Origin of the sequence: Homoserinimonas sp. OAct 916, assembly GCF_003260275.1 — a bacterium.
Classification (GTDB): Bacteria; Actinomycetota; Actinomycetes; order Actinomycetales; family Microbacteriaceae; genus OACT-916.
The window spans coordinates 100,919-124,700 of sequence record NZ_QJHB01000005.1; the positions used below are offsets into that span (position 1 = coordinate 100,919).

A 23,782-nucleotide genomic window follows, 5' to 3' on the forward strand; every position below is an offset into this window, starting at 1 on the left:
AACCCGGATAACCTGACTCCATGGATATCTTCGGTCAGGACATCATCGACGCGGTCATGAAGCACATGAATGATGACCATACTGACGACAGCCTGGTGATCGTGCGCGCGTTCGCCGAACCCCTGGCCGAGGAGGCCCGAATGAGCGGGCTCGACGGCGAGGCCGGTTTCTGGTCGGTGCGGGTGGGCGACAAGACCCGGACTGTACGCGTGGCGTGGCCCGAACCGGTGACCGAACGAGCCCAGATCCGTCGTGCCGTCGTGGTGCTGTTCGCCGACGCCTGTACAGTGCTCGGCATCGAGCGCCGGCAGGAGCAGTGACCCGCATAACATCTCTCAGTTTCTTCACCTGAGTACCACTAGACTTAGGGTGCCCTAACCACCGATTCCGGAGTGACGCATGTCCAGCAGTTCCTTTTCGACGATTCTGCGCTCACGCACCTGGAGTGACCATGCGGATTCAGAGGGTGCCGGCTTCATGGCCGATCTCATGGAGGGAAACGGCAGTCGGGACGACTACGTCGCATTGGTCGCCCAACATTATTTCATCTATGAAGCACTGGAATCCGTGCAGGCCTTCCAGCGCGACAGCGAGGTGGCCGCCGGGTTCATCACCGATGACCTGACGCGGTTGCCGGCGCTCGAGGCCGACCTGCAGTTTCTCATCGGTGACGACTGGCGCGAGCAGATCTCGCCGATGCCATCGACAGTGCGCTATGTGGAACGCATCAACGAGGTCGGTGCGACCTGGAGCGGCGGGTTCATCGCCCACCACTACACCCGCTACCTCGGCGATCTCTCGGGCGGCCAGATGATCTACAAGGTGATGCAGCGCACCTTCGGCTTCGAGACCGACGGCATCCGCTTCTACCTGTTCGACGGCATCAGCGACGCTCGTGCGTTCAAGGTCACCTATCGGGACCGCTTGGATGCGATCAATTGGTCTGAGGACGAACGGGACCGAATCATCGACGAGGTGACTCGCGCGTACCGCTTCAACACCGAACTGTTCAATGATCTCGCCGAGGCAAAGGCGCGGGCAGTCGCCTGATCCACATCGTGACTGACATCAGAACCACCACCGTACAACCCATCAACCACCCCACTGACTACCCCTCTGGAAGAGTGTGATGAAAAGGCTCAGTACCCGCCTGCTCTTGACGTGCGCTGCGATCGGCGTGGCCGGTGGCTTCGTCGTTCTGCCCACGATCTATGCGGGAACCGCCCTGCTGGCCGTCGCTCCCCAGTTCTACGGGCTCGTCGTGGGCGCCTACATCTTTCCCGGTGTGATCGCACAGTCCCTCGCCCGGCGCGGCGGTCTCGCCTTCGTCACCGCCACCCTTGCCGGGATTGTCGCCGCCCCGTTTTTCCCCGGCGGATTTGGCTACATTCCGCTGTTCGCCCTCGTTGGACTGCTGCAGGAGGTGCCGTTCGCCCTGTCCTTGTACCGCTACTGGAAGGGCTGGATCTTCTACCTGACCGCGGTCGTCGTCGGCCTTGGAATCGCGGTCGGCGAGTTCATCGCGGTCAACGCGGCCAGTGCCCCCATCTGGGTGCAGGTCACCAAGCCGCTTGTCTTCGTCGTCAGCCTGGTGCTGTTCACTTACCTGGGCCGGGCCGTCGCTGCCGGTCTCACCCGTGCTGGGGTCGCTCGAGGGCTGTCGCTTCCGGTGGACAGGCGCCGCCGAAAAGCCGTGAGCACACCGGCTGACGCGTGACGAACGGCGAGCCGATCCTCGCGCTCGACAATGTTCGCATCCGCCACGACGAGCGCGACAACTGGACCCCGAACGGGGTGACCCTCGATGTCGCCGACGGTGAGGTCGTACTCATCCTCGGCCCCAGCGGCTCCGGAAAGTCGACGCTTGCGCTCTCCCTGAACGGTTTGATCCCGCATTCCATCTCCGCCACCATCGAGGGCACGGTCACCTGCGGTGGGCGCTTGGTCGCCGACACCGGCGTCGCCGAACTCAGCGAGCAGGTGGCGATGGTGTTCCAGAATCCGGATGCGCAGATCGTGACCGGCACGGTGCTGGATGAGGTGTGCTTCGGGCCGGAGAACCTGCGCCTGGGCGTTGACGAGGTGATGCACCGCGCCGAATTGGCGCTGCGCCACGTCGGTCTGTGGGATCGGCGCACCGAGAACCCGGACCGCCTGTCACTGGGCGGGCGGCAGCGGCTCGCCATCGCCTGCGCGCTGGCCATGCGCTCACGGCTGCTGGTGCTCGACGAGCCGACCGCCAACCTCGACCCTGCCGGCATCGACGAGGTGTACCAGGTATTGCACGCCCTAGTTTCCGGCGAGGGCGAGCAGGTGCCGCATTCAATCGTGCTGATCGAACACAATCTCGACGCGGCCATCGATCTGGTTGACCGGGTGGTCGTGCTCGATGAGGCCGGAACGCTGGTGCTGGACGGGCCGGTGCGGCCAACGCTGCTGGACAACCTCGATCAGCTGGTTCGGATGGGCGTGTGGCTTCCGGTCTCGACGCTGGCGGCCCTGCGGTTGCACGGCTGCGGGATCGAGCTCGATCCCCTGCCGTTGACCCCGGCCGAATTGACGCGCAGCGTGGATGCGCTCCCCCGTGTTCCCGCCGTAGCCGCCCGGCGGAACGTTGACCCCGTGGAGCGGCCGATCCAGATTTCCGTGCGCGAGCTGAGCGTCACGCGCGGACGGACACCGGTGTTGCACGGCGTCAACCTGGACATCCGCGCGCAGGAATTCTTGGCGATCGTGGGCACCAACGGTGCGGGAAAGACCACGCTGGTGCAGGCCATCGCCGGCGTGGTGGCTCCGCCTCGCGGCGCCGTGCGGGTCGGCGACCTCGACCCGGGGCGCGCGTCGGTGCGCGAACTGTCGTCGACGATCGGCTTCGTGTTCCAGAACCCGGAACACCAGTTCATCACGCACACCGTCTTCGACGAGTTGGCGCACGGTTTACGCATCCGCGGAGTGGACGAGCAGCGGGTCGCCGCCAGGGTCGATGAGATGCTCGACCGATTCGGCCTCGGAGACCTGCGAGCGGTGCATCCGTTCCTGTTGTCCGGAGGACAGAAACGGCGACTTTCGGTCGGTACGGCCCTGATTGCCGGCGCCCCCATCCTGGCGCTCGACGAACCGACCTTCGGCCAGGACCGCGAGCGGGCGGCGGAATTGCTGGGACTGCTGCGCGAGCTCAATGACGACGGCACCACCGTTCTGGTGGTCACCCACGACATGCAATTGGTGGCCGACTACGCCAGCCAGGTGGCGGTGATGCAGGCTGGGCGCCTGACCGCGCACGGACCGACCGCCCAGATCATCGCGGATGCCGACCTGATGATCGCCGCAGGGTTGCGGTTGCCGCCACTCGCGACGGCGATGCGTAACCTGGTCAATCACCCCCAGTGGCACGGCATCACCCGACTGCAGGACCTGCCGGGCGCATGACCCAGCCGACACAGGCAGCCGCCGGGCTGGACCCCTACAACGACACGGCCGACTATGGGCCGTGGCGTTTTCTGCACCGGCTGAACCCGCTGAGCAAGGCGGCGGCGCTGCTGCCGGTGATGGTCCTGGTGATCTTCACCCGTGACATCTACACGCCACTGCTCATTCTGCTGCTCACGGTCGCGCTGATCCTGGTCGGGGCGCACCTGAGCCGCCGGGCACTGGTCACCCTGCTCGTCGGCCTGCCCGTTTTCGTCGTGGTGATCGCCACCAGCTTCGGCCTGTGGACGGCCCCGGGAGATGTCGACCACAGCGTGATCCTGTTCCAGATCGGCGAGTACCGCTTCTATCTCGGAGCCTTCCTGATCGGCCTGGCAACCTCGCTGCGGCTGTCGAGCCTGCTGGTGATGGCCCTGCTGGGCGGGCTGACCACGACCGGGCCGGACATGGTGCGCTCGATGGTGCAACAGCTGAAGGTGCCGTATCGCATCGGCTACACGGCGCTGGCCGCGTACCGATTCGTGCCACGCTTCGGCTTCGAGTTGGAGACGATTCGGCAGGCTCACCGGGTGCGCGGCGTGGCCGGCGGACGCGGGCCGATTGCGGCGTTCAAACGCTACTACGGCTACGTGATCCCGTTGCTGGCGGGCGCCATCCGGCATGCGGAGCGGGTGGCACTGGCCATGGACTCGCGAGCATTCGGTGCCCATCCCACCCGCACCGAACGCTTTCTCGTGCCGTTCCGGGTGCGTGACTGGGTATTCGTCCTTGCCTTCTGGGCAGCGGTGGCTGTGATCGTAGTCACCAGCCCACCCGGGTAGCCGCCCACGCCCGATCGTCGCGTGAGAGCGATCAGGTCGAGCGATGCTCGCGCGAGCATCGCTCGACCTCTCCCCCCATCGCTCGCAACTGCGCGGTGGTGGGCACGGCGGAGCGGGCCTGCGTGCGGGCGAGGCCACGCCGCACCCTTTGCCCGCGGTTGCCGGGCGAGTACGATTTGGGGATCGAAGGAGTTCTCATGCGATACGCACTGTTGATGCACCACGCCGAGGTGACCGATGCCGACGTGGACGCCGAGATGATGGCTCAGGGCCGGGCGGCCTTTGACGAGTATGGCAAGGCCCTGGTCGCCGCGGGCGTGCTCGTGTCAGCGGATGTGTTACAGCCATCGACGGCCACCGTGCGTGTGTCGGTGCGCGACAAAATGCCAACGGTGCTGAACGGGCCGCTCGAAACCAGTGCTGAGCCGCTCACCGGAACCATCGTGATCGACGTGGACGACCTGACAGCGGCACGCCATTGGGCAGAGAAATGCCCCGCCGCCGCATGGGGCACGGTCGAGATCCGGCCGGTGGCCACTTCACTCGTGAACGGCGAGTGGACGTCCTGACATTAGATCAGAGCTTCAGTTTTTACTTCATCAGCTATACACTAATACGTGACTCCCGGCGAGGGACGGTTTGAGCCACTGAATGCGGAGAGTTGATGACCCTGAACAGTGATACTGCGGCAGCGGTGATCGTCGACCTGGTGCGCTCACGCCAGCAACCGAATCGGGCCGCAGCCCAGGAGGCACTCGTGGCGGCATTGAGCCGGGTCAACGACGCGGTGCCTGCCCTGCAGCCCCTCGCCCCGACGGTCGGAGACGAATCCCAGGCACTCTACCCAGATGTGCGCTCCGCCGTGCACGCGACCCTCTTGCTTCGCCTTCACCTGCCTGACCCGCTCGACTGCCGTTTTGGCATTGGCCGAGGGTCATTCGAAACGGTGGGCAGCGGTGACCGCGGCGACATTCAGGACGGACCGGCCTGGTGGACGGCCCGCGACGCGATCATCGAGGCCAAGACCCGGGAGTCCGGCCGCCATCCGACCCTGCGCACCTGGTATCTGGCGTCCGACCCCGATGCCGACGTACCCGAGCAGGCAATGACCAACTCCTACCTGATGTGCCGCGACCAGATCGTCAGCACCATGTCGGCACGCAGCAAGCGGCTGCTGCTGGGTCTGTTGAACGGCCACTCACAGGCACGGATGGCCGCAGCCGAGCAGATCACGCAGTCGGCGGTCTCGCAGAACCTGCGACGCAGCGGCGCCTACTCCGTGGTCGGCGGCACCGAACTGCTGGCGCCGGGCATCATCGACACGGGGGGTCGCCCATGATTCTGCTCGCACTGCTGCTTGTGACCCTCGGGTCGGCCGACCTGGTGCGGTCCGGTGCCGGGCACGGCACCCGGCCGGTCATGATTCGGATGCTGCTGATCGGTGGCCTCGTTCTCACGCTCGGCATCTGGGGCACCGGATTGGCCTGGTGGTGGCTGCCTATCGGCCTCGCGGCCCTCGCCGCCTGGACTGCCTCGACCCGCGGGGTGATGGCGGAGCGCGGCCCGGCCTACCCGTGGCCCGTGATCGGTCTGATCGCGGTGGTGCTGGTGATCCTTGCGGCCGGATCCAACGTGCCTGCGGCCGATGGTTGGCTGACCGACTGGTACGCCGCACTCGGAGTGCCGGCCCTGGCCGGGGTCTCCTTCGACACTTTTGCCCTCACGGTGGCCTGCCTGGTGTTTCTGATCGACACGGCCAACGTCATCGTGCGAATGGTGTTGACCGGCACCGGTGCCCGGAATGAGGCGGGCGCATCCGAGCTGAAGGGCGGCCGGATGCTCGGGCCGATCGAACGCATCTTCATCTTCGCGATGGCGTTGGCCGGCCAGTACCTGGCGGTCACCGCCGTGATCGCGGCCAAGGGCATCCTGCGGTTTCCAGAGATCGCCAAGGACAGCAACATCGGCACGAAGGCCGAGTACGTGCTGGTGGGGAGTTTCGTCAGTTGGGGAATCGCCTTTGCATTCCTGCCGCTACTGTAGTCGTCGTCGCACGACGACTCCCGCTTCAGCACCGCTGTAGCTCTGGGCTGATATTCTCCGGATATCAGTGCTCATGAAACGTTGACGAGGAAAAGGAAGTGCCCATGCCCGAACCTACAGAAGGCCGTGTCGCGGTGTACATCGACTTCGACAACATCGTCATCTCCCGGTACAACCAACTGCACGGCAAGGGCGTGTTCCAGCGGGACAAGGCTCGCGATTTCGTTCCGACCCGCGCCAACCAGAACACAGAGGTGGGCACCCGGTTCAGCCAGGCGACGGTCGATGTCGGGGCCATTCTCGACTTCGCCTCCTCGTTCGGCACCATCGTCATCAGCCGCGCATATGCCGACTGGTCGGTGCCGGTCAACGCGAGCTACAAGCAACAGCTGATCGACCGTGCGGTCGACCTCACCCAGTTGTTTCCCACCGTCGTGTCGATGAAGAACGGTGCCGACATCCGGCTTGCGGTCGACGTGGTCGAAGACCTGTTTCGTCTGCCCGACCTCACCCATGTGGTGATCGTCGCCGGCGACTCGGACTTCATCGCGCTCGCCCAGCGCTGTCGGCGGCTGGGCCGCTACGTGGTGGGCATCGGTGTGGCCGGTGGAACCAGCAAGGCGCTCACGTCTGCCTGTGACGAGTTCGCCGACTACGACGCCCTGCCGAGCCTCGCAAGCGACGACCTCGACCTTGACCTGGAGGCCGATCCCGTCGCCGAAGAAACTGCACCAACGAGTAGACGAGGCTCGTCACGACGCGCGTCTGGCTCGGGCGCCTCGGGCGCTGCGGGCGGAACAGCTGCAGACGACACGACGGCAGACAGCACGACTGGAGACAGCACGACTGGAGACGGCACAGCTGGAAACGGCACAGCCACCGACGCGCCCGACGAAAAGTCGACGGTTACCGAGACCGAGCCACAGGCTGCACGCAAGGCTCAGCCGGCGCGACGGGCCTCTGCCGCCGCGACCAAGAAGGCCAAGCCGGTCACCCCGGATTCCGTCGCCACCGATCTGTTGGTGCGCGCGATGCGCCTGGTCGGCTCAAAACAGGACACCGATTGGATCAACAGCTCTGCCCTGAAGAACCAGATGCTCCGAATGGATCCGGCGTTCAGCGAGCGTGCACTGGGCTTCAGCAAGTTCACCGACTTCGTGAAGTCGCGAAGCCACGCGATCGAGCTCAAGGAAGACGGCCAGACCCGCTTGTTCCGACTGCATGCCGTGTCGAAGTCGACCGAGTAGGCGGCTCACGAAAGCGAGCACCAGAGAGGCCACTTTCAGGGAAAGGGGTCACGAAGAGCTGGGGTCACGAAGAGCTGGGCCACGAAGAGCCGGCATCACGAAAGGCGACGCCGGAGACCCGTCCAGCTCGCGGCGAACCCCGGATGCAGTGGCAGCCGGTCGATCTCATCCATCGGCACCCAGCTGAGCGCGGCCGACTCCGCATCGCCGATCACGGGGTCGAAGTCTTCGAGCGCTTCGGCGACGACGGTGGTGTACGACCAGAACCCACGGTCGAAGACCTGCTCGAACTCGACGCGCAACAGCGCCGGCGGCACCCCGGCCTCTTCGTTCGCTTCTCGGACCGCGGCGTCCACCGCGCTCTCCCCCAGCTTGCGGGCACCGCCCGGCAGCCCCCACGTGTCGCCGTAATGACTCCAGGTTGCCCGGAGCTGCAACAATACGCCGGCGTCCGGGTGGTGGGCCAGCAAGCCGGCCGCCCCGTGCGTTCCCCAGTATTTCTCACCATTCGGACCGTGTACCCAGGCGTCACCGCTGCCATGGGCGCGCCGTTGCAAATCGGCGTGCGCGTCGGCACGAATGATGCGGCGGCCCGAACCCGACTGCGGCGCCACGGCCCCGCCTGCATCGAGCGGCCCGATGCCAGCTGGAGAATCGCTCATACCCTCCAGTCTGCCACTGCGCCCAGTCGGCCACTGCGACCAGTTCGTTGCAGTGGCCTGCTCGTCGCAGTGGCCTGCTCGTCGCAGTGCGGCGCACTCAGACGAGGTCGACCGCGGCCCGCACGATCGACGCCGTGTCGATGCCGTGAATCAGATAGGCATCTTCCACGCTCGACGACTGGCCGAACTCGGTGACGCCGAGATTACGGATGCGGTCACCGCGGACGCCGGCCAAAAAGGCCAGGGTGTGCGGATGCCCATCCATCACTGTCACGATAGGCGCCCGGTTGTGTGCCGGGAACAGCGTGTCGATGATGGCGCTGCGTGGTGTGGCATCCACCCTGTCGCGGTTCTGGAATGCGCGGAAGACCAGATCGGGACTCGTCAGGCAGACCACGCCGGCGATGATTCCGATCCGGGCCAGCTGTTCGGCTGCTGCCAGCACCTCGGGCATCATGACGCCCACTCCGACCAGGGTCACCTGTTCGGCGGGGTGCGTTGTCAGCCGGTAGCCTCCAGCCACGACGTGCTCTCGACGGCGCTCGAGCAGCACTTCGTCACGCGGAAGTGCGGCCAGCACCTGGTCGATGGGCCGGGTGGACAACCGAAAGTAGGCGCTCTGGCCCTCGGGCTTTCCGATCTGGGCCATGGTCGAGAGCAGGCACCACTCGAGATCCTGCGCGAATGCCGGCTCCCACGAGATGCAGCCGGGCTGTTCGATGCCGATCGAGGGGGTCATGATCGACTGGTGTGCCCCGCCCTCCGGGGCCAGAGTCACGCCCGAGGGAGTACCGACCAGTATCGACTGCCCGCCGGCGTAGATGCCGTATGACCACGGCTCCAGCGCCCTCGTCACGAACGGGTCGTAGATCGTGGCTATCGGGATCAGCGGTTTGCCCCACCTGCTCCACGTGGCCCCGAGTTCACCGGCCAGGCAGACCAGGTTCATCTCGGCGATGCCCAGCGCGATATGTTGCCCGCTCGGGCCCTCAGCCCAGGTGAGCAGCCGGTCGGCGTCATCGGCGAACCAGTCGTGCCGGTCTCCCACGCTCCAGACCCCGGTCTTGTTGATCCAGCCGCCGAGGTTGGTCGAGGATGCCACATCGGGGCTGAGTGTGACCACCCGCTCGGCCGCCTCCGGTGCCGCCCGGCGAAAGTCGGAGAGAAATCGGCCCAGCACCGCCTGGGTGGAGATGGTCGCCCGGTAGCCCCACGGCAGCTGGGTGGGAATGTCGACGTCCGAGCCATGGGGGACTTCGGGGCGCGCCAGGCGCTCGGCCGCGGCTGCACACACTGCGGCCGCTTCGGTTCCGGCTGCGAACCGGTGCCACGGAGACTCAAGCTCCATACCCGAGAGCGTGGCCAGTTGCTCCATCTGCGTCTCGGTCAACTGTGCCGCATGGTTATTCGGATGGCCCTCGGTCGCCAGCCCGCGGCCCTTCACTGTGTAGGCGAAGATGACGCTGGGCCTGCCCGGGTCCACCTCGCGGTACGTCTCGAGCAGCACCCGGATGTCGTGCCCTCCCAGGTCGCGGATCGCGGCCGCCAACTCCCGCGCACCCAATCCGCCAACCAGCTTTTGCAGCGCGGCCGGCGGGTTCTCCCCCAACAGACGCTCGTGCAGCTCGTCAGGATGGCTGCGCAGCAGGCGTTGATATTCCTCATTCGGCATGTCTTTGAGCCGTTGCTGCAACTCAGGTCCGCCGCCCTGTTGGAACAGTGCCTGCAGGCGCCTGCCCCACTTGACCGTGAGCACCTGCCAGCCGGCCGCGTGGAACAGTCCCTGCAGGCGTTCGATCTGCACATCGGGGATCACACGATCGAGCGACTGCCGGTTGAGATCGACGATCCAGAGCAACTCGCCCAGCTGTGGCACCTCGGGGTCGCCGATCGCCTCCCACACAGCACCCTCGTCGAGCTCGGCGTCGCCGAGCAGACTGATGAATCGGCCACCCCTCGGAGTGTCTGGAAACTTGTCTCTCAGATAGCGATGCGACAACGCCGCCCAGAGTGGTGCGGTGGCGCCGATGCCTACGCTGCCGGTGGAGAAGTCGACGGTATCGGGATCCTTGGTGCGGCTCGGGTAACTCTGCAACCCGCCCTTCTCGCGCAATCGGGGCAGATAGGACTCGTCGAGGTCGCCCAACAGGTAGTTGATCGCGTGCAGTGCCGGGGACGCATGCGGTTTGACCGAGACGCGGTCGTGGCGGGTCAGCTCAGAGAACCAGAGCGAAACCATGATGCCCACCATCGATGCGCTCGAGGCCTGGTGACCTCCGGCCTTCACCCCTGACGAGTTGTCGCGTCCGCGGTTGGCTGCGTCAACGATCGCCGTCGACAGCCAGAGCACACGTTGCGCGATCTCATCCAATGCGTCGGCATCGAGCGAAGCCGCCGCCGAAAGTGGCCGGTCGTTGACACTCGGCTCCCGCTCGCCGGCGGTGGGAGCGTCCACGTCGAGGGCATCCACGTCGGTTCTCTCGGTGTCGGTGTCGCGGTGGTCAATGGCGTCGGGCATGGCGGGGTACTCCTGATGTGATCTGCCGCGCTGGGCGGTCGAGTGGTGCTGACTCTCGAGGCGGACCCAGGGGCGGCTGTGTGAGCACCCGCCCCTGGGGGTTGCTCCAGCCTAGGAGCGGAAGAGGCCGCTGTAGGCGTTCAGGGCCAACTGGCCGCCGAGGTGCGCGTAGAGCACGTTGCTGGTCGCCGGAATCTCGCGGCTGGTCACCAGGTCGATCAGGCCGTCGAGCGACTTGCCCTCGTAGACCGGATCGGTGATGAAACCCTCCAGTGAGGCTCCGAGGCGGATCGCCTCCAGCGTCGACTCGACCGGGATGCCGTACCGGTCGCCGGCCCAACCCTCCATCACGGTGATCTCGTCGTCGCGCAGTTCACGCTCCACACCGATCAGTTCGGCGGTGTTGCGGGCGATGCGAGCCACCTGCTCCCTGGTCTTCTCGATGGTGGCCGAGGCATCGATGCCGATCACTCGGCGCGGTGTGTCCTGGCCGGCGAACCCGGCGATCATGCCCGCGTGGGTCGACCCGGTGACCGTGCACACCACGATGGTGTCGAAGAAGATGCCGAGGTCTTTCTCCTGCTGCTCAACCTCATAGGCCCAGTTCGCGAAGCCCAGACCGCCCAGCTTGTGGTCAGACGCGCCCGCGGGAATCGCGTAGGGCTTGCCACCGGCCGCCTCCACCTCGTGGATGGCCTGCTCCCAGCTGGAGCGAATTCCGATGTCGAAGCCGGCGTCATCGAGGCGCACGTCGGCCCCCATGATGCGGGAGAGCTGGATGTTGCCGACGCGGTCGCTCAGCGGGTCTGGCCAGTCGACCCAGTTCTCCTGAACCAGACGCGCCTTGAGCCCGAGCTTCGCTGCGACCGCAGCAACCTGGCGGGTGTGGTTCGACTGGTAGCCCCCGATCGAGACCAGTGTGTCAGCGCCCTGGGCCAGGGCATCGGGCACCAGGTACTCGAGCTTTCGCGTCTTGTTGCCGCCGAACGCCAAACCACTGTTCACGTCTTCACGCTTCGCCCAGATCTGGGCGCCACCGAGGTGCTGGCTGAGGCGCGGCAGAGGATGCACCGGGCTCGGACCGAACGTCAGGGGGTACCGTTCGAAATCGGTGATGGCCATGAAAACTCCTTTGTCGCGGGAAATGAGGCCTGACATGCAATATATTGCACATCACAGCTCGTTGCAACCATTAGAATTGGAGGCATGCCGGTTCCATCCCATGACGGAGTGCACAAGCGGTCCCTGCTCAGGGATGACGTCTACCGCTCCATCCGCGACGCCATCGTCGATGGCACGCTCGCGCCCGGGGAACGGCTGAAAGACTCCGAACTGGAGTCGTGGCTGGGCGTCAGTCGCACCCCCATCCGCGAAGCGCTGCTGCGCCTGGAACGGGCCGGGCTCGTGATTGCGCAGCCGGGCAGATCCACGTCGGTGGCGCCGTTCGATCTGGCCTCGGCCCTGAACGCCCAACAGGTGGCCGCGTCGATGCACGAACTGGCGGCGCGGTTGGCCGTGCCACGCCTGCCGACCGATGCGCTGGCCACGATGACCACGGCCAACGACCGCTTCGAGGCCGCACTCGAGCTACTCGATGTCGAGGGCGCACTGGCGGCAGATGATGACTTTCACGAGGTTTTCGTGGCCGCCAGCGGCAACCCCATGATTCGTGAGGTACTGGAACAGATGACCCCGGTGCTGCGCCGCGTCGAACGGATGCGGTTCTCATCGTTTGCCGCCCGCGAATCCGTTGAACAGCACAGGCGCATCATCGAACTCTCCCGGGCGGGCGACGCCGACGGTGCCGCCGACGCCGCACGCGAGAACTGGTCAACGCTCGCCTACGCGCACACAGACTGACCCACCCGCCCCGCCCTGTTGGTTGGTTGGTTGGAACACCAGACGGCTGACGGCGCAACGACGGCCACCGCATGGTAGCCAGTCCGGTTGAGATTCTCATTCAGTCGTCACCCCGGAGCACACTCGTCGCAGCGGTTTGTGCTGAGATCCGACGAATCGGCGGAGGAGGGAACATTATGCTGAAACAGCGACCGCGCGGTCGCCAATCGGTGGCGTGCCGGGGTCGCACCAGCCGCCCGAGGCCAAAGGATGCACCATGACAACAGCCAGCTCGATCGATGGTCGCCTCTTCCAGTTCGTGGGATCAATCGACGCGCCCTTCGTCGCGGGTTCCTTCGTCACGACAGAGGGTTCGTCGGCCATGCGCCACGTCGGGTTCGTCGACGATGTCACGCTCACCGACGGCGGCGCCCTGTCTGGCGTCGGTCGCGTGCTGGGAGAGATCGACGCTGACGGCAACCTGAGCACGACCCATGTTGGCTCATTCTTCGATGTTGCGCTTCACGAGGCAACGGCTGATGTGATCGAGTCGGTGTACCGGGCCGCTGATGCGACGCTCACCGTGGGCTCTCTGGTGCAAACGCCCGAGATCGAGGCAAAGCTCATTCCCCACAGATTCAATCGGCACACGTTCTGGTGTGGGCAGAGTGGGTCGGGCAAGACCTACGCGCTCGGCGTCGTGCTCGAACAGCTCTTGATTCACACGGCACTGCCGATGGTCATCTTCGACCCCAATGCCGACTTCGTGCGTCTGAACGAACTGCGCTCCGACAGCGATGCCGACGGCCACCGCGCACTCCGGGCGCGCGACATCCGCGTGCTCAGCCCCGGTGGGCAGGGCTCAGGAGCCCTCCGAGCCCGCTTTCGTGATTTCTCCATCCAGTCGAAAGCAGCGGTGCTCCGCCTCGACCCCGTCGCCGACAGGGACGAGTACAACGCGCTCACACGCGTCACCGGGCTCGGACACGTTGACCGTGAGGGGATCGTGCCGGCGCTGCGCGCCGCCGATGATCCTGCGGGCGATCTGCTCGTCAAACGGGTCGAGAACCTTCGGCTGGCCGACTGGACAGTGTGGGCCTACGACAGTGCAGACGTGAACAAGGTTCTGGATGAGCGACCCGACGCGACCGTGCTCGACATCGGAGGTTTCACCTTTCCCGGCGAGAAGCTGGTAGTCGCCCTCGCCGTTCTCGACCACCTGTGGGCCAAGCGCGAAGAACGCAGACCGATCCTCATCGTCATCGACGAGGCGCATAACCTGTGCTCTCCTGACAACGACACGCCACTGCATCGGGCCGTGCGTGAACGGATCATCCAGATCGCCGCTGAGGGCCGCAAGTTCGGGTTGTGGATGCTGTTGTCGACCCAGCGGCCCTCCAAGATCCATCCGAGCATCCTCTCCCAGTGCGACAACCTGGCGCTGATGAAGATGAGCTCGCCCGTAGACCTTGCGGAACTCGCAACCATCTTTGGGTTCGCACCCGAATCGATGCTGGCCCGTTCACCCCAGTTCCAGCAGGGTGAGGCACTGTTCGCCGGCGGGTTCGTGCCGGCGCCGACGCTGCTCAAGGTTCACGACCGCCTCACTCACGAGGGTGGCTCGGACGTGCGCGTACCACTTCGTTGATATCTCACTCGGTCGTGCGGCACCTTCGTGCATCCGCGTGGCCGCATGGCATTAGAAAAGCAGGTGAGCGCGTTCCAGCGGGCCTAGGAGATGGGCGATCAGTCAGTGCTCGACCAAACGTGTGTTCGATCAACGCGTGCTCGACTGGCTCGGCAACACGCTTGCCGCCTCGTGACCCCGAACAGATCGCGCCGCCGGACGCGAACCACTACAAAAAAAATCCGTCCTGACGTTCACGTGGGCCGTCACCGAGCCACAGCAGGTCGGCTTTTGGGCACCACCGTGTACCAGATCGCCCAGGCGAGGTCGGCGGCGAACCAGATGCCGAGGAGCGGGTAGAGGTGTAGGAGCTCATCGGTCGAGTTCGCATCAGCGACCAGAGTGGTCAACAACCAGAGGATGCCCGCTGCGATGGCCACGGCACACACGGTGCGGACGACGTCGTGCCTGCGCTCCTTCCCATACGCCGCGCCGGCCAGCTTGACCGGTGCCGGACCGCCGGCGAATCGGTGCGCGAATCGGCTATCAGCCCATCCGATCATTTTTCGACCGTAGGCTATCGAGACACCGAAATACACCGCGGCCAAGCCGTGGAAGAAGGTTGCGGTGCCCCCCGCCTGAAGATTGACGATGACCGCAGTCAGAAGCACCAGGTCGACCACTAGAGTCATCGCCAGTAGCCAGGCGCCGAGTCGTGGCCGGCGCAAGACGTAACGGGCAACCAGGCCCGCAACCACGAGGACCCAGAAACCGACCTCGCAGGCGATGATGATCGCCACGATCACATCCATTGCCACCGCCGGCGTGTTTTCACGATCGTCACTGCATTCACGATCGTCGCTGCATTCACGATCGTCGCTGCATTCACGATCGTCGCTGCATTCACGATCGTTACTGTATCGACGATCGGTCCTGCGACCAAAAGCTCGACGCCTACTCGGCGTTCACAACGCACGGGCCCGACTCAGCGTCAGCGCTGACTCAGCGTCAGGACCGACTCAGCGTCAGGACCGACTCAGCTGCAGCACGGGGATCGTGCGGATTCCGGCCGTCTTCTTTTCGTAGGCGGCAAAACCAGGATATCGCTTGGCCTGCTCGGCATAGATGCTATTGCGCGCGTCACCCGTGAGCTCGCTCACGACAACCGGAAACGTCTCGGCGCCGACTTCAACTTTGCCTCGGCCCGCAGCGACGAGGTTTCGATACCAATCCGGGTCGCTCGGTGCGCCACCTTTCGAGGCGAAGACGTAGATCTTGTCGGGCTCTTCGGCCGCGAGATACATCATCGGGGTGACGAATTCTCGGCCGCTGCGGCGGCCGGTGTGGTGCACGAGCACCATCGGGGCTCCGACGAAGTTGCCGCCGACCCTTCCCTCGTTGGCGCGGAACTCTTCGATGACCTGTTGATTCCAATCTGACATATAGCCAATAACCGAGCGAACTGCTCCGATATTCCGCCGGCAACGCAACCCCGCTCAGCGGGCCGAGACCTCGGGCAGTCGCACTGCGACGAGCACGCCGATGAGCCCGAGACCGGCGAGGAAGGCAAGTGCCCACTCCACGCCCCAGAGCGACAGCACAGAGCTGACGCCGCCGGCGGCAAGCAGGATCACACCCATCGCGGAGTTGGACACCGCCACGTACTTGGTGCGCTGATCGCCCTCGGCCATATCCACGACGTAGGTCTTGCGCCCGACCCGAACGCCCGTGTGTACAAGCGTGAGGACGAAGTATGTCGCGACGAACACGGCAGCACCCCACACCGTGCCGCCGTCGAAACCGGGCAGCCTCGTCACGACGAGCAGCAGCACGAGCACCAACGAGGCCACCCCTGCGCCCACAGCCATGAGGGTGCGGCTCGCGCGGTCGGCGATGCGGCCGAACACGGGCCCGCCGATCAGGGCGGCCAGGCCCGAGGCGATGATGAATCCGCCCAGACCGCCGAGCGCACCAGACCCGGAACTCACGGCCAGCGTGACAACGAAGGGCGGGCTGAGCGCAGAGACGAGCAACAGGCTGCGCACGATGACGAACCGGCGAAAAGGTACGTCGTCGCGCAGCAGTGCCACGGTCATTGAGAACCAGCCAGGTGCCGCGGGAACACTGTGCTCATCCTCCCCATCGGGCGTGGTCTCCGCGCTGCGCTCACCCTCCCGATCGGGCGTGGTCTCCGCACTGTGCTCATCCTCCCGATCGGGCGTGGTCTCCGCACTGCGCTCACCATCCTCAGGCGCTGTCTGATCGGCGCTTTCTCCGGCGGGTTCGCGCACCCTGGAATACACGAGTGCGGCGAACAGCCACATGATCGCACCACCGGCAAGCAACCAGGCGAGTACCGCGGGCGAGAGATCTCTGCCCCCGACCAGCCGCAGCACGAGCCCAAGAGTGATCGCCACAATGCCCGAGGCCGTCGTCGACAGGCCATTGATCTGGCCGCGCGATCCCCTGGGCATGGTGCGGCCCAGCACATCTTTGGAGGCGATCGAGGTCAGGCTGCGGCCGAGCGCAAAAACCGCAAGCGCAATGAGGATGAGCACCCCCGCCACCAGTCCGTGGCCGATCGCTGCAATGAGCGCCATCGCTGCCACCGTCGCGGCCTGCACGAGGGCACCGGTGACGAACGCCCATTTGCGCCGGCGCACACGAAGCACCAGCGGGGTGAGCACCGCCTGTGGCAACATTGAACCCGATTCCCGGATGGGTACGAGAAGGCCGACCAGAGCGGAAGGCACTCCGAGGGTGGTGAACAGCCAGGGCAACACGGTCGACGCGTTCACGACTTGGTCACCGGTGCTCTGCAGGGCAGTCGCACCGACGAGGCGCAACGCGTTTCCGGGCAGGTTGCGGCGGGCGGCCTCGGGCAGATCCTCGACCGCCTGCGGGTCACGTTTGAACAGCGTCTCGAAGATCCGCCTCGCCGCGCTCATCGCCCCAGACTACGACAGCAACCAGTTGATGGCCGTGTTGACCCACGTGAAGCCAGCATGGATGAGAAAGCACACTCACCGAAAGCACCTGACGACCGCGTGGCCATCAGCGAACTCACAAGCGGGAAGATCTAGCGTGAGCTTGCAGTCACTGCATTATTCACCTCACTGCACACGCAGTGCTTCCCGCCCGCGCCGCCGAATCCGCTTCAAGAGAGATCCCCATGAACACTCCAGTGCTATCGGCACAGGACATCCGCAAGTCGTACGGTCGCGGCGCGAACCGGTTTGATGCGCTGAAAGGGGTGACCCTCGACGTGCACTCCGGAGAATCGGTCGCCATCGTCGGCAAGAGCGGTTCGGGCAAGTCCACCCTGATGCACCTACTCGCCCTGCTCGACAATCCCGACAGCGGCACCCTTTCGGTGAACGGCACGGATGCCACCAGCCTCAGCCATTCCCAACTCAACCGGCTGCGCAACGCCGACTTCGGCTTCGTCTTTCAGCAGTTCTTTCTCACCCCGAACGCGTCGGTGCTCGACAACGTGACCCTGCCACTGCGCATCGCAGGGATGGGTGCCCGTGAACGCAAGACGCGCGGAATGGCGGTACTCGAACAGCTCGAGCTCGCCGACAAGGCCAAGAACAGGGCCACGAACCTCTCCGGCGGCCAGAAGCAGCGCGCGGTGATCGCGCGAGCCCTGGTCAACAACCCCGCCGTGATCTTCGCCGACGAACCCACCGGAAACCTCGACAGCGTCACCGGTGGCATCGTCGAAGACATCCTGTTCTCGCTGAACAAGGAAAAAGGCATCACCCTGGTTCTCGTCACCCACGATCTCGATCTCGCTGCCCGCTGTGACCGGCAGCTCTTCTTGCACGACGGCCTCGAAGAGCCCGGCCTCGAGCAATCCGGCGCGGGCACCCGGCCCGTGTCCGTGTCTGCACCCGCGTCGGCACCCGTAGCCGCGCCCGCTTCACCACCTGTGCACGCCCCAACACCCGGCACACCGACAAGGCGCGGCCGACATGCCGGCACCGAGCAAGGAGGTGCCGAATGAGGTTCGTCGATATTCTCGGCGCTGCGGTTTCCAACAGCTTCCGCAGCAAGCTACGCACCTCGCTCACGGTCATCGCCGTGTTCATCGGGGCCTTCACCCTCACGATCACCAGTGCGATCGGCACCGGCGTGAACGAATACATCACCACGCAGGTCGCATCGATGGGTGCGGCCGACGTGCTCACCGTCACGAAACAGGGCGACCAGACGAAAAACATCGATGCGGGGCCAGCGAAATATGACCCGGCCAAAGCCAGTCTGTCCGGTGGGTTCGGCCCCGGCGGACAGGCACCGCCCGGTGTCTCTTTCAGCGCGCTCACGCTCAAAGACATCGACACGATCGGGGCGACACCTGGCATCCTCGACGCCAACCCACTCACGCAGGTCTCACCCAACTACATCGAATACAACGGGCGGGGCAAGTTTGAGCTCACCGTCGACCCGGCAGCAGCGCTGACCACTCCCGATCTGGTCGCCGGAGAACCGTTCAGCGAGAGCGGCGACGCGAACGAGATCCTGCTGCCGGGCTCGTATCTGGAGAACCTGGGATTGGGCAAGGCGGATGCCGCCGTCGGCAAGACGGTGACACTCGGCATCACCACCTACACAGGAGAGCAACGCGAGGTCACAGCCACCGTTGCCGGAGTGAAGAATGAATCACTGTTCTCCAACGGCGTGGGGCTCAGCCAGCCGTTGACTGATGCGCTGAGTGCCATCCAGAACCAAGGTAAGCCGTCGAACACGGTAGAGGGCTTCTTCGCGGCCACAGCGCACATTGACGCGAACTCCACCCAGGAACAGATCGATGTGATCAAGGCCGACCTCGACGCGCAGGGTTTCAAAGCCCAAACCGTAGCCGACCAGTTGGGCACCTTCGAGACCGTCATCAACGGCATCGTCGGTGTACTGAACGCCTTCGCGGTGATCGCGCTGATCGCTGCCGGCTTCGGCATCATCAACACGCTGCTGATGAGCGTGCAGGAGAGAACCCGCGAGATCGGCCTCATGAAGGCGATGGGCATGAGCGGGGGCAAGATATACGCCCTGTTCAGCATGGAGGCGATCTTCATCGGCTTTCTCGGCTCAGCGATCGGGGCAGTGGTGGCCATCGCCCTCGGTTCGGTGATCAGCAACGCGCTGTCCAATACCGTGCTGTCAGGACTGCCCGGGCTGCACATCATGCAGTTCGCGCCGGCATCGATCGCAGTGATCATCGGCATCGTGATGCTGATCGCGTTCCTCGCCGGCACCCTCCCCGCCAGACGGGCGGCCAGGCAGAACCCGATCGACGCGCTGCGCTATGAGTGAGTCCGAAGCCGTGAGTGAGCCCGAACAGGACCACTCCGCCCGCAACAAGACCGCGGATCCTCCAGCGGGCCTCCGCGAACGCAAACGGGCAGCCACCCGCCAGACGATCGAGCGAGCCGCTGTGCAACTGGCGCTGGAGCACGGTTACGACACGATCACGGTCGAGATGATCTGCCACGCCAGCATGGTGTCGCAGCGCACCTTCTTCAACTATTTCGGAACCAAGGAGGGTGTGATACTTGGCACCGCACCACCGATGCCCGACGAAGCCGCCACCCGTGCATTCATCGAGGGCACCGGCAGCATCGTCGGCGACCTGGTCGGCACCATAGCCGCGGCGATCGTCGACCAAGTGCCTGACACCGAATTGCTGCGCCTGAGGCGCCAGGTGTTGCAGAACACACCGGCACTCGCCGCGAAACAGATGGCGCGCATCGTCGAGATAGAGGGAAATCTGCTTCAGGTGGTACTCGACCGATTTCGAGCACACGGCCGCAGCGAGCAGGCCACCCCCGATCTGCTCGACGAGGCCCGCATGGTGGTGGCCCTGGGTGCCGGCGGCATGCATTTCGCGATGAGAGCCTGGTTCGAGACCGGCTTCAACGGCACACCACGTGAGCTGGTCGCCACGGCCGTCGATCTCATCAATCGCGTCACCGGAGAAACCCCCGACTGAGCTGGGCCGATCCGCTCAGACCGGCTGGGTCATCTCGAGCGCGTCGCCGGTGATCGGCGAGCGGATCTCATGGAACTCGAGGGTCTCGGCCACACCGGTGGCGGCATCCACCATCGCATCGACCAGCGACTGGTCACCCGTGGTGCGCGGGTCGATCCAGGTCTCTATCGCCTCGACCGGCAACGTCACCGGGGTGCGGTCGTGAATGGCGGCGACCTCGCCGACAGACTCCCGGGTGAGGATGGTGGTCGTCAGGTGCCAACGGGACGGGTCATCGGTCTCTTTCGTCGGATCGGCCCACCACGAGTACAGCCCGGCGAAATACAGCAACCCCTCGGGAGCGTGAATGAAATGCGGGGTCTTCGTCTTCCCCTCGGTCTTTGACTCGTAGTATCCGCTGACCGGCACGATCGCGCGCTTGTTCTTCACCGACGCCCGAAAAGAAACCAGTTCGGCGGCCGTCTCGCTGCGAGCATTGAACATCGGATGCCGACTCTTCAACTCTTTCGCGAACGACGGCGCCAGCCACCATTGGGCCAGTTCGGCCCGACGAAGGGTCGCACTGTCCGGATCGTGCCGGTCGGCCAGCGTCTCCAGCAGGATCGGCACCTGGTCTGTCGGACGTATGTTGTAAGAAGGTCTCCAATCGGGTTTCCACGCGTTCGAATCCCCGCCCACCGCCACGAACTCGACGATCATCTCGTTCACGCGGTCATCCATTGCAAATCTGCCACACATAGACAGCAGGATAACCTCCATTTCAGTGATTGACATATTCGTAGTTATGTTCGACTATTGAAGGATGCCAGAAGTCATCCCCCGGTCAGGAATCGCTGTTCGGCCAGCCCCCGAACCGGCCCCTGTGCCGCATCGGGGGCCCGCTTCGGCACGCACGACCACGGGCGCCTCACGCCTGGGCCAGGTGCAGGCGCTGCAGTCGCGCATCCGCAGCATGCAGAAGCGCGGGCTGGGCGAGCGACTGCTGCCCACGATGCCGGGCCTTGGCGCACTGCTGCCCGGCGGCGGACTGCGTTGCGGGGCGGTCTATTCGGTCGAGAGTTCGCACACCCTGCTGCTGGCAATGCTGGCCGGTGCCAGTGCCGCGGGTTCGTGGTGCGGGGTGGTCGGCGTGCCCGACCTGGGACTGGAGTGCGCGAGCGAGTTCGGTATTGCCACAGACCGCCTGGTGCTGGTGCCACGGCCGGGCGAGAAATGGCTCACCGTGACGGCTGCACTGACCGATGTGCTCCCCCTGGTCGTCACCCGGGTGCCCACGAAGGTTCTGCCCGCCGATGCCGCCCGGCTCGCCGCCCGGTTGCGCCAACGTGGCTCGACCCTGATCGCCCTGGGCGAGTGGCCCGGGTCCGAAGCGAGGCTCAGCCTGGGCGAGAACAATTGGAGCGGCCTGGGCTTGGGGCACGGGCATCTGACCGCGAGGGAAGTGGTGATCACCGTGTCGGGAGGCAGCCTGGGCCGCCCGGCACAGGGCCTGCTCCGCTTGGATGCACACGGCGCACGCGTCGACCCGCCAGACGTCGAATCGGCCCTTCGGCGGCTCGAACAACTGCCCGCACAGTCAACCGCTTGATGCGGCAAAAGTTCAGGATGAGAGGCTTGCGGGTGCTCAGGGGCGGTCGGTGGCTCTGTGCTCCTGAATCTTCCGCATGTCCGGCGCACAGTCCCGACGCACAGCCCCGCGGGTTGAGGGCTTGACGGAGGAAAATCACCTCGAGTCCCCACCCTGACCACTCACGAACCGCTCGAAAGCGGATCCATGCTCAATGCTGGCATCAAGTTGACTCATTCGTAGTTTTGTTCGAACATTGATACATGCACCGCTCACCCGCGCAACCCGCCGATCCGGGCCGCACCATCGTCGTCTGGGTTCCCGACTGGCCCGTGATCGCTGCGACGACACCCTCCGCGCGCCGGGCTGAGGGCGACGAGGCTCCTCTCGCCTCAGCCCCGGTGGCCGTGATCGAGAAGGGGCTCGTCTTCGCCTGCTCCGCGGCGGCGAGGAGTGCCGGGATTCGCCGGGGGCTGCGGCTGCGTGAAGCCCAGGCCCGCTGTGTCGACCTGGTCACGATAGCCAACGACCAGGTTCTCGGACTGCGGCGCTTCGAGCCGATCATCATGGCCGTCGAGCAGTTGATGCCCGGGGTGCAGGTGATCCGTGCCGGGATGTGCGCGGTTCGCGCACGGGGGCCGGTGAGGTTCTACGGCGGCGAGGAGAAAACGGCGGCACTGCTGATCGAACGGTTGCGCGGTGCCGCCGGCGACGCCGACAAGGACGCCGACAAGGACGCCAGCAATGGCGCCGGCAATGACAGCAGAAGCGAAAGCGAAAGTGGCAACGACAGGAACGACAGGAGTGACACCACAACCGTGCCCGATTGCCGAGTGGGGATCGCTGACGGACTCTTCGCCGCCGAGCAGGCTGCGCGAAGCACCACGGCGTCTGCTCCTGTCTGCATCATCCCAGCAGGTGACTCGGCTGGGTTTCTCGCGCCGTTGCCGATTGCGGCACTCGGCATCCCGTCACTTTCGGCTCTGCTGCCCAAACTGGGAATGCACACGCTGGGCTCCTTCGCCGCGCTCGATCAGATGCAGGTGCGCCATCGCTTCGGTGAGGCCGGCAGTCGCGCCCACACCCTGGCCCGCGCTGCCGAGAAGACCGCCGTCGTACCCCGCGCAGTGCAGAAAGAACTCGATGTTCAGGTCGATTTCGAACCATCACTCGACCGTGCCGACCAGATCGCCTTCGCGTTGCGCCCGGTGGCCGAGCGATTCACCGCGCAGCTTGCCGAGCAGCATCGGGTGTGCACTGCGATCCGGGTGCGGATCGACAGCGAAAAGTCGGTGTCGGAGCAGGTGTGGTTGCACCCGCGCTGGTTCACCGCTGCTGATGTGATTGATCGGGTGCGCTGGCAGGTGCAGCCCAACAGCCAAGGCAGCTCAGGCAGCTCAGGCAACTCAGACAACTCAGACACTGGGCTGGGCGCCGTCGTGCGTGTCACTGTGAGCCCGGAGACTGTCGACGGGGCCGGCAACCACGAAGACGGCCTCTGGTCGACCGCCCCCGACGAACGCATCCACCACGGCCTTGCCCGCGTGCAGGGCATACTCGGCCATGATGCTGTTCTCACAGCGGTGATCGGCGGCGGCCGGATGCTCGCAGACCGCCAACTTCTCGTGCCGTGGGGCGATCGCCCACCCGCGCCTGGTGGGTCCGGGCCGTGGCCCGGCCGCATCCCGGCACCGCTGCCGGGAAGTGTCTTCGCCCCACCGCTGGCCGCCCGGGTCGTCGATGCCGCTGGCGTTTCGGTCGGCGTCGATGAGCGCGGGATGCTTTCGGCGGTGCCCGTTCGGGTGCAGGTGGCAGAGACGCTCGGCTCAGCCAAAACGCTCAGCCCGACCGAACCGGTCGAGATCGCCGCCTGGGCAGGCCCCTGGCCGGTCGATGAACGCTGGTGGGACGCGAGCGCCGCCCGCTCCGTGAACCGCTTTCAAGTGCTGGACACCACCGGTTGCGCCTGGTTGCTTCTCGAGAGCCACCGGGTGTGGCAGGCGGAGGCCCGCTATGACTGAGCCACTGAAGGACGGA

The 23,782-nt window shown here is 65.4% G+C and carries 23 protein-coding genes; 16 read left to right on the forward strand and 7 right to left on the reverse strand.

Features of this window, described 5'->3' with window-relative positions; translation table 11 throughout:
- Positions 1-20: 20 nt before the first annotated feature.
- The 9 genes from DL891_RS07105 (at position 21) to DL891_RS17310 (ending at position 7,540) form a co-directional block, all read left to right on the forward strand.
- The gene (locus tag DL891_RS07105) at positions 21-320 is read left to right on the forward strand and encodes a DUF2470 domain-containing protein (protein ID WP_111719734.1); all 300 of its coding nucleotides are present in this window, start codon (positions 21-23) and stop codon (positions 318-320) included.
- Positions 321-399: 79 nt separating this feature from the next.
- Positions 400-1,050, forward strand: coding sequence for a heme oxygenase (biliverdin-producing) (locus DL891_RS07110; protein ID WP_111719735.1), 651 nt, complete (start codon positions 400-402; stop codon positions 1,048-1,050).
- Positions 1,051-1,129: 79 nt separating this feature from the next.
- Positions 1,130-1,717: an ECF transporter S component gene (locus DL891_RS07115; RefSeq protein ID WP_111719736.1), complete on the forward strand. Its 588-nt coding sequence runs from the start codon at positions 1,130-1,132 to the stop codon at positions 1,715-1,717.
- A complete protein-coding gene (locus DL891_RS07120; RefSeq protein ID WP_111719737.1) occupies positions 1,714-3,429 on the forward strand; it encodes an ABC transporter ATP-binding protein in 1,716 nt (571 codons plus the stop codon). Before DL891_RS07115 ends, DL891_RS07120 begins: the two co-directional genes overlap by 4 nt.
- Positions 3,426-4,250, forward strand: coding sequence for an energy-coupling factor transporter transmembrane protein EcfT (locus tag DL891_RS07125; protein ID WP_111719738.1), 825 nt, complete (start codon positions 3,426-3,428; stop codon positions 4,248-4,250). Before DL891_RS07120 ends, DL891_RS07125 begins: the two co-directional genes overlap by 4 nt.
- A 197-nt stretch (positions 4,251-4,447) precedes the next feature.
- Positions 4,448-4,819 (forward strand): YciI family protein, encoded by a 372-nt coding sequence (locus DL891_RS07130; RefSeq protein ID WP_111719739.1) that lies wholly within the window; start codon positions 4,448-4,450, stop codon positions 4,817-4,819.
- 95 nt (positions 4,820-4,914) lie between these two features.
- The gene (locus DL891_RS07135; RefSeq protein ID WP_111719740.1) at positions 4,915-5,589 is read left to right on the forward strand and encodes a SatD family protein; all 675 of its coding nucleotides are present in this window, start codon (positions 4,915-4,917) and stop codon (positions 5,587-5,589) included.
- Positions 5,586-6,293, forward strand: coding sequence for a hypothetical protein (locus DL891_RS07140; RefSeq protein WP_111719741.1), 708 nt, complete (start codon positions 5,586-5,588; stop codon positions 6,291-6,293). Before DL891_RS07135 ends, DL891_RS07140 begins: the two co-directional genes overlap by 4 nt.
- Positions 6,294-6,397: 104 nt before the next feature.
- Positions 6,398-7,540 (forward strand): NYN domain-containing protein, encoded by a 1,143-nt coding sequence (locus tag DL891_RS17310; protein WP_198668802.1) that lies wholly within the window; start codon positions 6,398-6,400, stop codon positions 7,538-7,540.
- A gap of 95 nt (positions 7,541-7,635) precedes the next feature.
- Here DL891_RS17310 and DL891_RS07155 read toward each other — a convergent pair whose 3' ends face one another.
- The 3 genes from DL891_RS07155 to DL891_RS07165 all read right to left on the reverse strand — a co-directional run bounded on the left by DL891_RS07155 (position 7,636) and on the right by DL891_RS07165 (position 11,842).
- Complete coding sequence (locus DL891_RS07155) at positions 7,636-8,202, reverse strand: NUDIX domain-containing protein (RefSeq protein ID WP_111719742.1); 567 nt, start codon at positions 8,200-8,202, stop codon at positions 7,636-7,638.
- Positions 8,203-8,299: 97 nt separating this feature from the next.
- The gene (locus DL891_RS07160) at positions 8,300-10,720 is read right to left on the reverse strand and encodes a transketolase C-terminal domain-containing protein (protein ID WP_111719743.1); all 2,421 of its coding nucleotides are present in this window, start codon (positions 10,718-10,720) and stop codon (positions 8,300-8,302) included.
- A gap of 111 nt (positions 10,721-10,831) precedes the next feature.
- Positions 10,832-11,842 (reverse strand): 1-aminocyclopropane-1-carboxylate deaminase, encoded by a 1,011-nt coding sequence (locus DL891_RS07165; RefSeq protein ID WP_111719744.1) that lies wholly within the window; start codon positions 11,840-11,842, stop codon positions 10,832-10,834.
- 84 nt (positions 11,843-11,926) lie between these two features.
- Here DL891_RS07165 and DL891_RS07170 point away from each other — a divergent pair, with 84 nt between their 5' ends.
- Both DL891_RS07170 and DL891_RS07175 read left to right on the forward strand, forming a co-directional pair.
- The gene (locus DL891_RS07170; protein ID WP_111719745.1) at positions 11,927-12,580 is read left to right on the forward strand and encodes a GntR family transcriptional regulator; all 654 of its coding nucleotides are present in this window, start codon (positions 11,927-11,929) and stop codon (positions 12,578-12,580) included.
- 256 nt (positions 12,581-12,836) lie between these two features.
- On the forward strand, positions 12,837-14,207 hold the full coding sequence (locus DL891_RS07175) for an ATP-binding protein (RefSeq protein WP_111719746.1): 1,371 nt from the start codon (positions 12,837-12,839) through the stop codon (positions 14,205-14,207).
- A gap of 245 nt (positions 14,208-14,452) precedes the next feature.
- Here the strand turns inward: DL891_RS07175 and DL891_RS07180 are convergent, their stop codons facing one another.
- The 3 genes from DL891_RS07180 to DL891_RS07190 all read right to left on the reverse strand — a co-directional run bounded on the left by DL891_RS07180 (position 14,453) and on the right by DL891_RS07190 (position 17,134).
- Complete coding sequence (locus DL891_RS07180; RefSeq protein WP_368665623.1) at positions 14,453-14,998, reverse strand: hypothetical protein; 546 nt, start codon at positions 14,996-14,998, stop codon at positions 14,453-14,455.
- A gap of 213 nt (positions 14,999-15,211) precedes the next feature.
- Positions 15,212-15,628, reverse strand: coding sequence for a nitroreductase/quinone reductase family protein (locus DL891_RS07185; RefSeq protein ID WP_111719747.1), 417 nt, complete (start codon positions 15,626-15,628; stop codon positions 15,212-15,214).
- Between the two features lie 54 nt (positions 15,629-15,682).
- Positions 15,683-17,134 carry an MFS transporter gene (locus DL891_RS07190; protein WP_111719748.1) on the reverse strand — a complete coding sequence of 484 codons (1,452 nt, stop codon included), beginning with the start codon at positions 17,132-17,134 and terminating at the stop codon, positions 15,683-15,685.
- Between the two features lie 224 nt (positions 17,135-17,358).
- Here DL891_RS07190 and DL891_RS07195 point away from each other — a divergent pair, with 224 nt between their 5' ends.
- From DL891_RS07195 to DL891_RS07205, 3 genes are read left to right on the forward strand one after another with little or no spacing between them, the layout of a single operon-like run.
- On the forward strand, positions 17,359-18,195 hold the full coding sequence (locus DL891_RS07195; RefSeq protein WP_111719749.1) for an ABC transporter ATP-binding protein: 837 nt from the start codon (positions 17,359-17,361) through the stop codon (positions 18,193-18,195).
- On the forward strand, positions 18,192-19,502 hold the full coding sequence (locus tag DL891_RS07200) for an ABC transporter permease (protein ID WP_111719750.1): 1,311 nt from the start codon (positions 18,192-18,194) through the stop codon (positions 19,500-19,502). The genes DL891_RS07195 and DL891_RS07200 overlap by 4 nt, the downstream gene beginning before the upstream one ends.
- Positions 19,495-20,178, forward strand: coding sequence for a TetR/AcrR family transcriptional regulator (locus tag DL891_RS07205; RefSeq protein WP_111719751.1), 684 nt, complete (start codon positions 19,495-19,497; stop codon positions 20,176-20,178). The genes DL891_RS07200 and DL891_RS07205 overlap by 8 nt, the downstream gene beginning before the upstream one ends.
- A gap of 15 nt (positions 20,179-20,193) precedes the next feature.
- Here DL891_RS07205 and DL891_RS07210 read toward each other — a convergent pair whose 3' ends face one another.
- Complete coding sequence (locus tag DL891_RS07210; protein ID WP_368665624.1) at positions 20,194-20,952, reverse strand: SOS response-associated peptidase; 759 nt, start codon at positions 20,950-20,952, stop codon at positions 20,194-20,196.
- Between the two features lie 28 nt (positions 20,953-20,980).
- On the opposite strand from DL891_RS07210, the gene DL891_RS07215 reads away from it, so the two are divergent.
- The gene (locus tag DL891_RS07215) at positions 20,981-21,766 is read left to right on the forward strand and encodes a hypothetical protein (RefSeq protein ID WP_157962428.1); all 786 of its coding nucleotides are present in this window, start codon (positions 20,981-20,983) and stop codon (positions 21,764-21,766) included.
- A 242-nt stretch (positions 21,767-22,008) separates the two neighbouring features.
- Positions 22,009-23,766, forward strand: coding sequence for a DNA polymerase Y family protein (locus tag DL891_RS07220; RefSeq protein ID WP_111719754.1), 1,758 nt, complete (start codon positions 22,009-22,011; stop codon positions 23,764-23,766).
- Positions 23,767-23,782 lie beyond the last annotated feature (16 nt).

Bases quoted from the DNA above. Each gene is read 5' to 3' on its own strand.
- DL891_RS07105 (WP_111719734.1), top strand. From the start codon at position 21: ATGGATATCTTCGGTCAGGACATCATCGACGCGGTCATGAAGCACATG.
- DL891_RS07110 (WP_111719735.1), top strand. From the start codon at position 400: ATGTCCAGCAGTTCCTTTTCGACGATTCTGCGCTCACGCACCTGGAGT.
- DL891_RS07115 (WP_111719736.1), top strand. From the start codon at position 1,130: ATGAAAAGGCTCAGTACCCGCCTGCTCTTGACGTGCGCTGCGATCGGC.
- DL891_RS07125 (WP_111719738.1), top strand. From the start codon at position 3,426: ATGACCCAGCCGACACAGGCAGCCGCCGGGCTGGACCCCTACAACGAC.
- DL891_RS07130 (WP_111719739.1), top strand. From the start codon at position 4,448: ATGCGATACGCACTGTTGATGCACCACGCCGAGGTGACCGATGCCGAC.
- DL891_RS07135 (WP_111719740.1), top strand. From the start codon at position 4,915: ATGACCCTGAACAGTGATACTGCGGCAGCGGTGATCGTCGACCTGGTG.
- DL891_RS07140 (WP_111719741.1), top strand. From the start codon at position 5,586: ATGATTCTGCTCGCACTGCTGCTTGTGACCCTCGGGTCGGCCGACCTG.
- DL891_RS17310 (WP_198668802.1), top strand. From the start codon at position 6,398: ATGCCCGAACCTACAGAAGGCCGTGTCGCGGTGTACATCGACTTCGAC.
- DL891_RS07155 (WP_111719742.1), bottom strand. From the start codon at position 8,202: ATGAGCGATTCTCCAGCTGGCATCGGGCCGCTCGATGCAGGCGGGGCC.
- DL891_RS07160 (WP_111719743.1), bottom strand. From the start codon at position 10,720: ATGCCCGACGCCATTGACCACCGCGACACCGACACCGAGAGAACCGAC.
- DL891_RS07165 (WP_111719744.1), bottom strand. From the start codon at position 11,842: ATGGCCATCACCGATTTCGAACGGTACCCCCTGACGTTCGGTCCGAGC.
- DL891_RS07170 (WP_111719745.1), top strand. From the start codon at position 11,927: ATGCCGGTTCCATCCCATGACGGAGTGCACAAGCGGTCCCTGCTCAGG.
- DL891_RS07175 (WP_111719746.1), top strand. From the start codon at position 12,837: ATGACAACAGCCAGCTCGATCGATGGTCGCCTCTTCCAGTTCGTGGGA.
- DL891_RS07180 (WP_368665623.1), bottom strand. From the start codon at position 14,998: ATGGATGTGATCGTGGCGATCATCATCGCCTGCGAGGTCGGTTTCTGG.
- DL891_RS07185 (WP_111719747.1), bottom strand. From the start codon at position 15,628: ATGTCAGATTGGAATCAACAGGTCATCGAAGAGTTCCGCGCCAACGAG.
- DL891_RS07190 (WP_111719748.1), bottom strand. From the start codon at position 17,134: ATGAGCGCGGCGAGGCGGATCTTCGAGACGCTGTTCAAACGTGACCCG.
- DL891_RS07195 (WP_111719749.1), top strand. From the start codon at position 17,359: ATGAACACTCCAGTGCTATCGGCACAGGACATCCGCAAGTCGTACGGT.
- DL891_RS07200 (WP_111719750.1), top strand. From the start codon at position 18,192: ATGAGGTTCGTCGATATTCTCGGCGCTGCGGTTTCCAACAGCTTCCGC.
- DL891_RS07205 (WP_111719751.1), top strand. From the start codon at position 19,495: ATGAGTGAGTCCGAAGCCGTGAGTGAGCCCGAACAGGACCACTCCGCC.
- DL891_RS07210 (WP_368665624.1), bottom strand. From the start codon at position 20,952: ATGTCAATCACTGAAATGGAGGTTATCCTGCTGTCTATGTGTGGCAGA.
- DL891_RS07215 (WP_157962428.1), top strand. From the start codon at position 20,981: ATGCCAGAAGTCATCCCCCGGTCAGGAATCGCTGTTCGGCCAGCCCCC.
- DL891_RS07220 (WP_111719754.1), top strand. From the start codon at position 22,009: ATGCACCGCTCACCCGCGCAACCCGCCGATCCGGGCCGCACCATCGTC.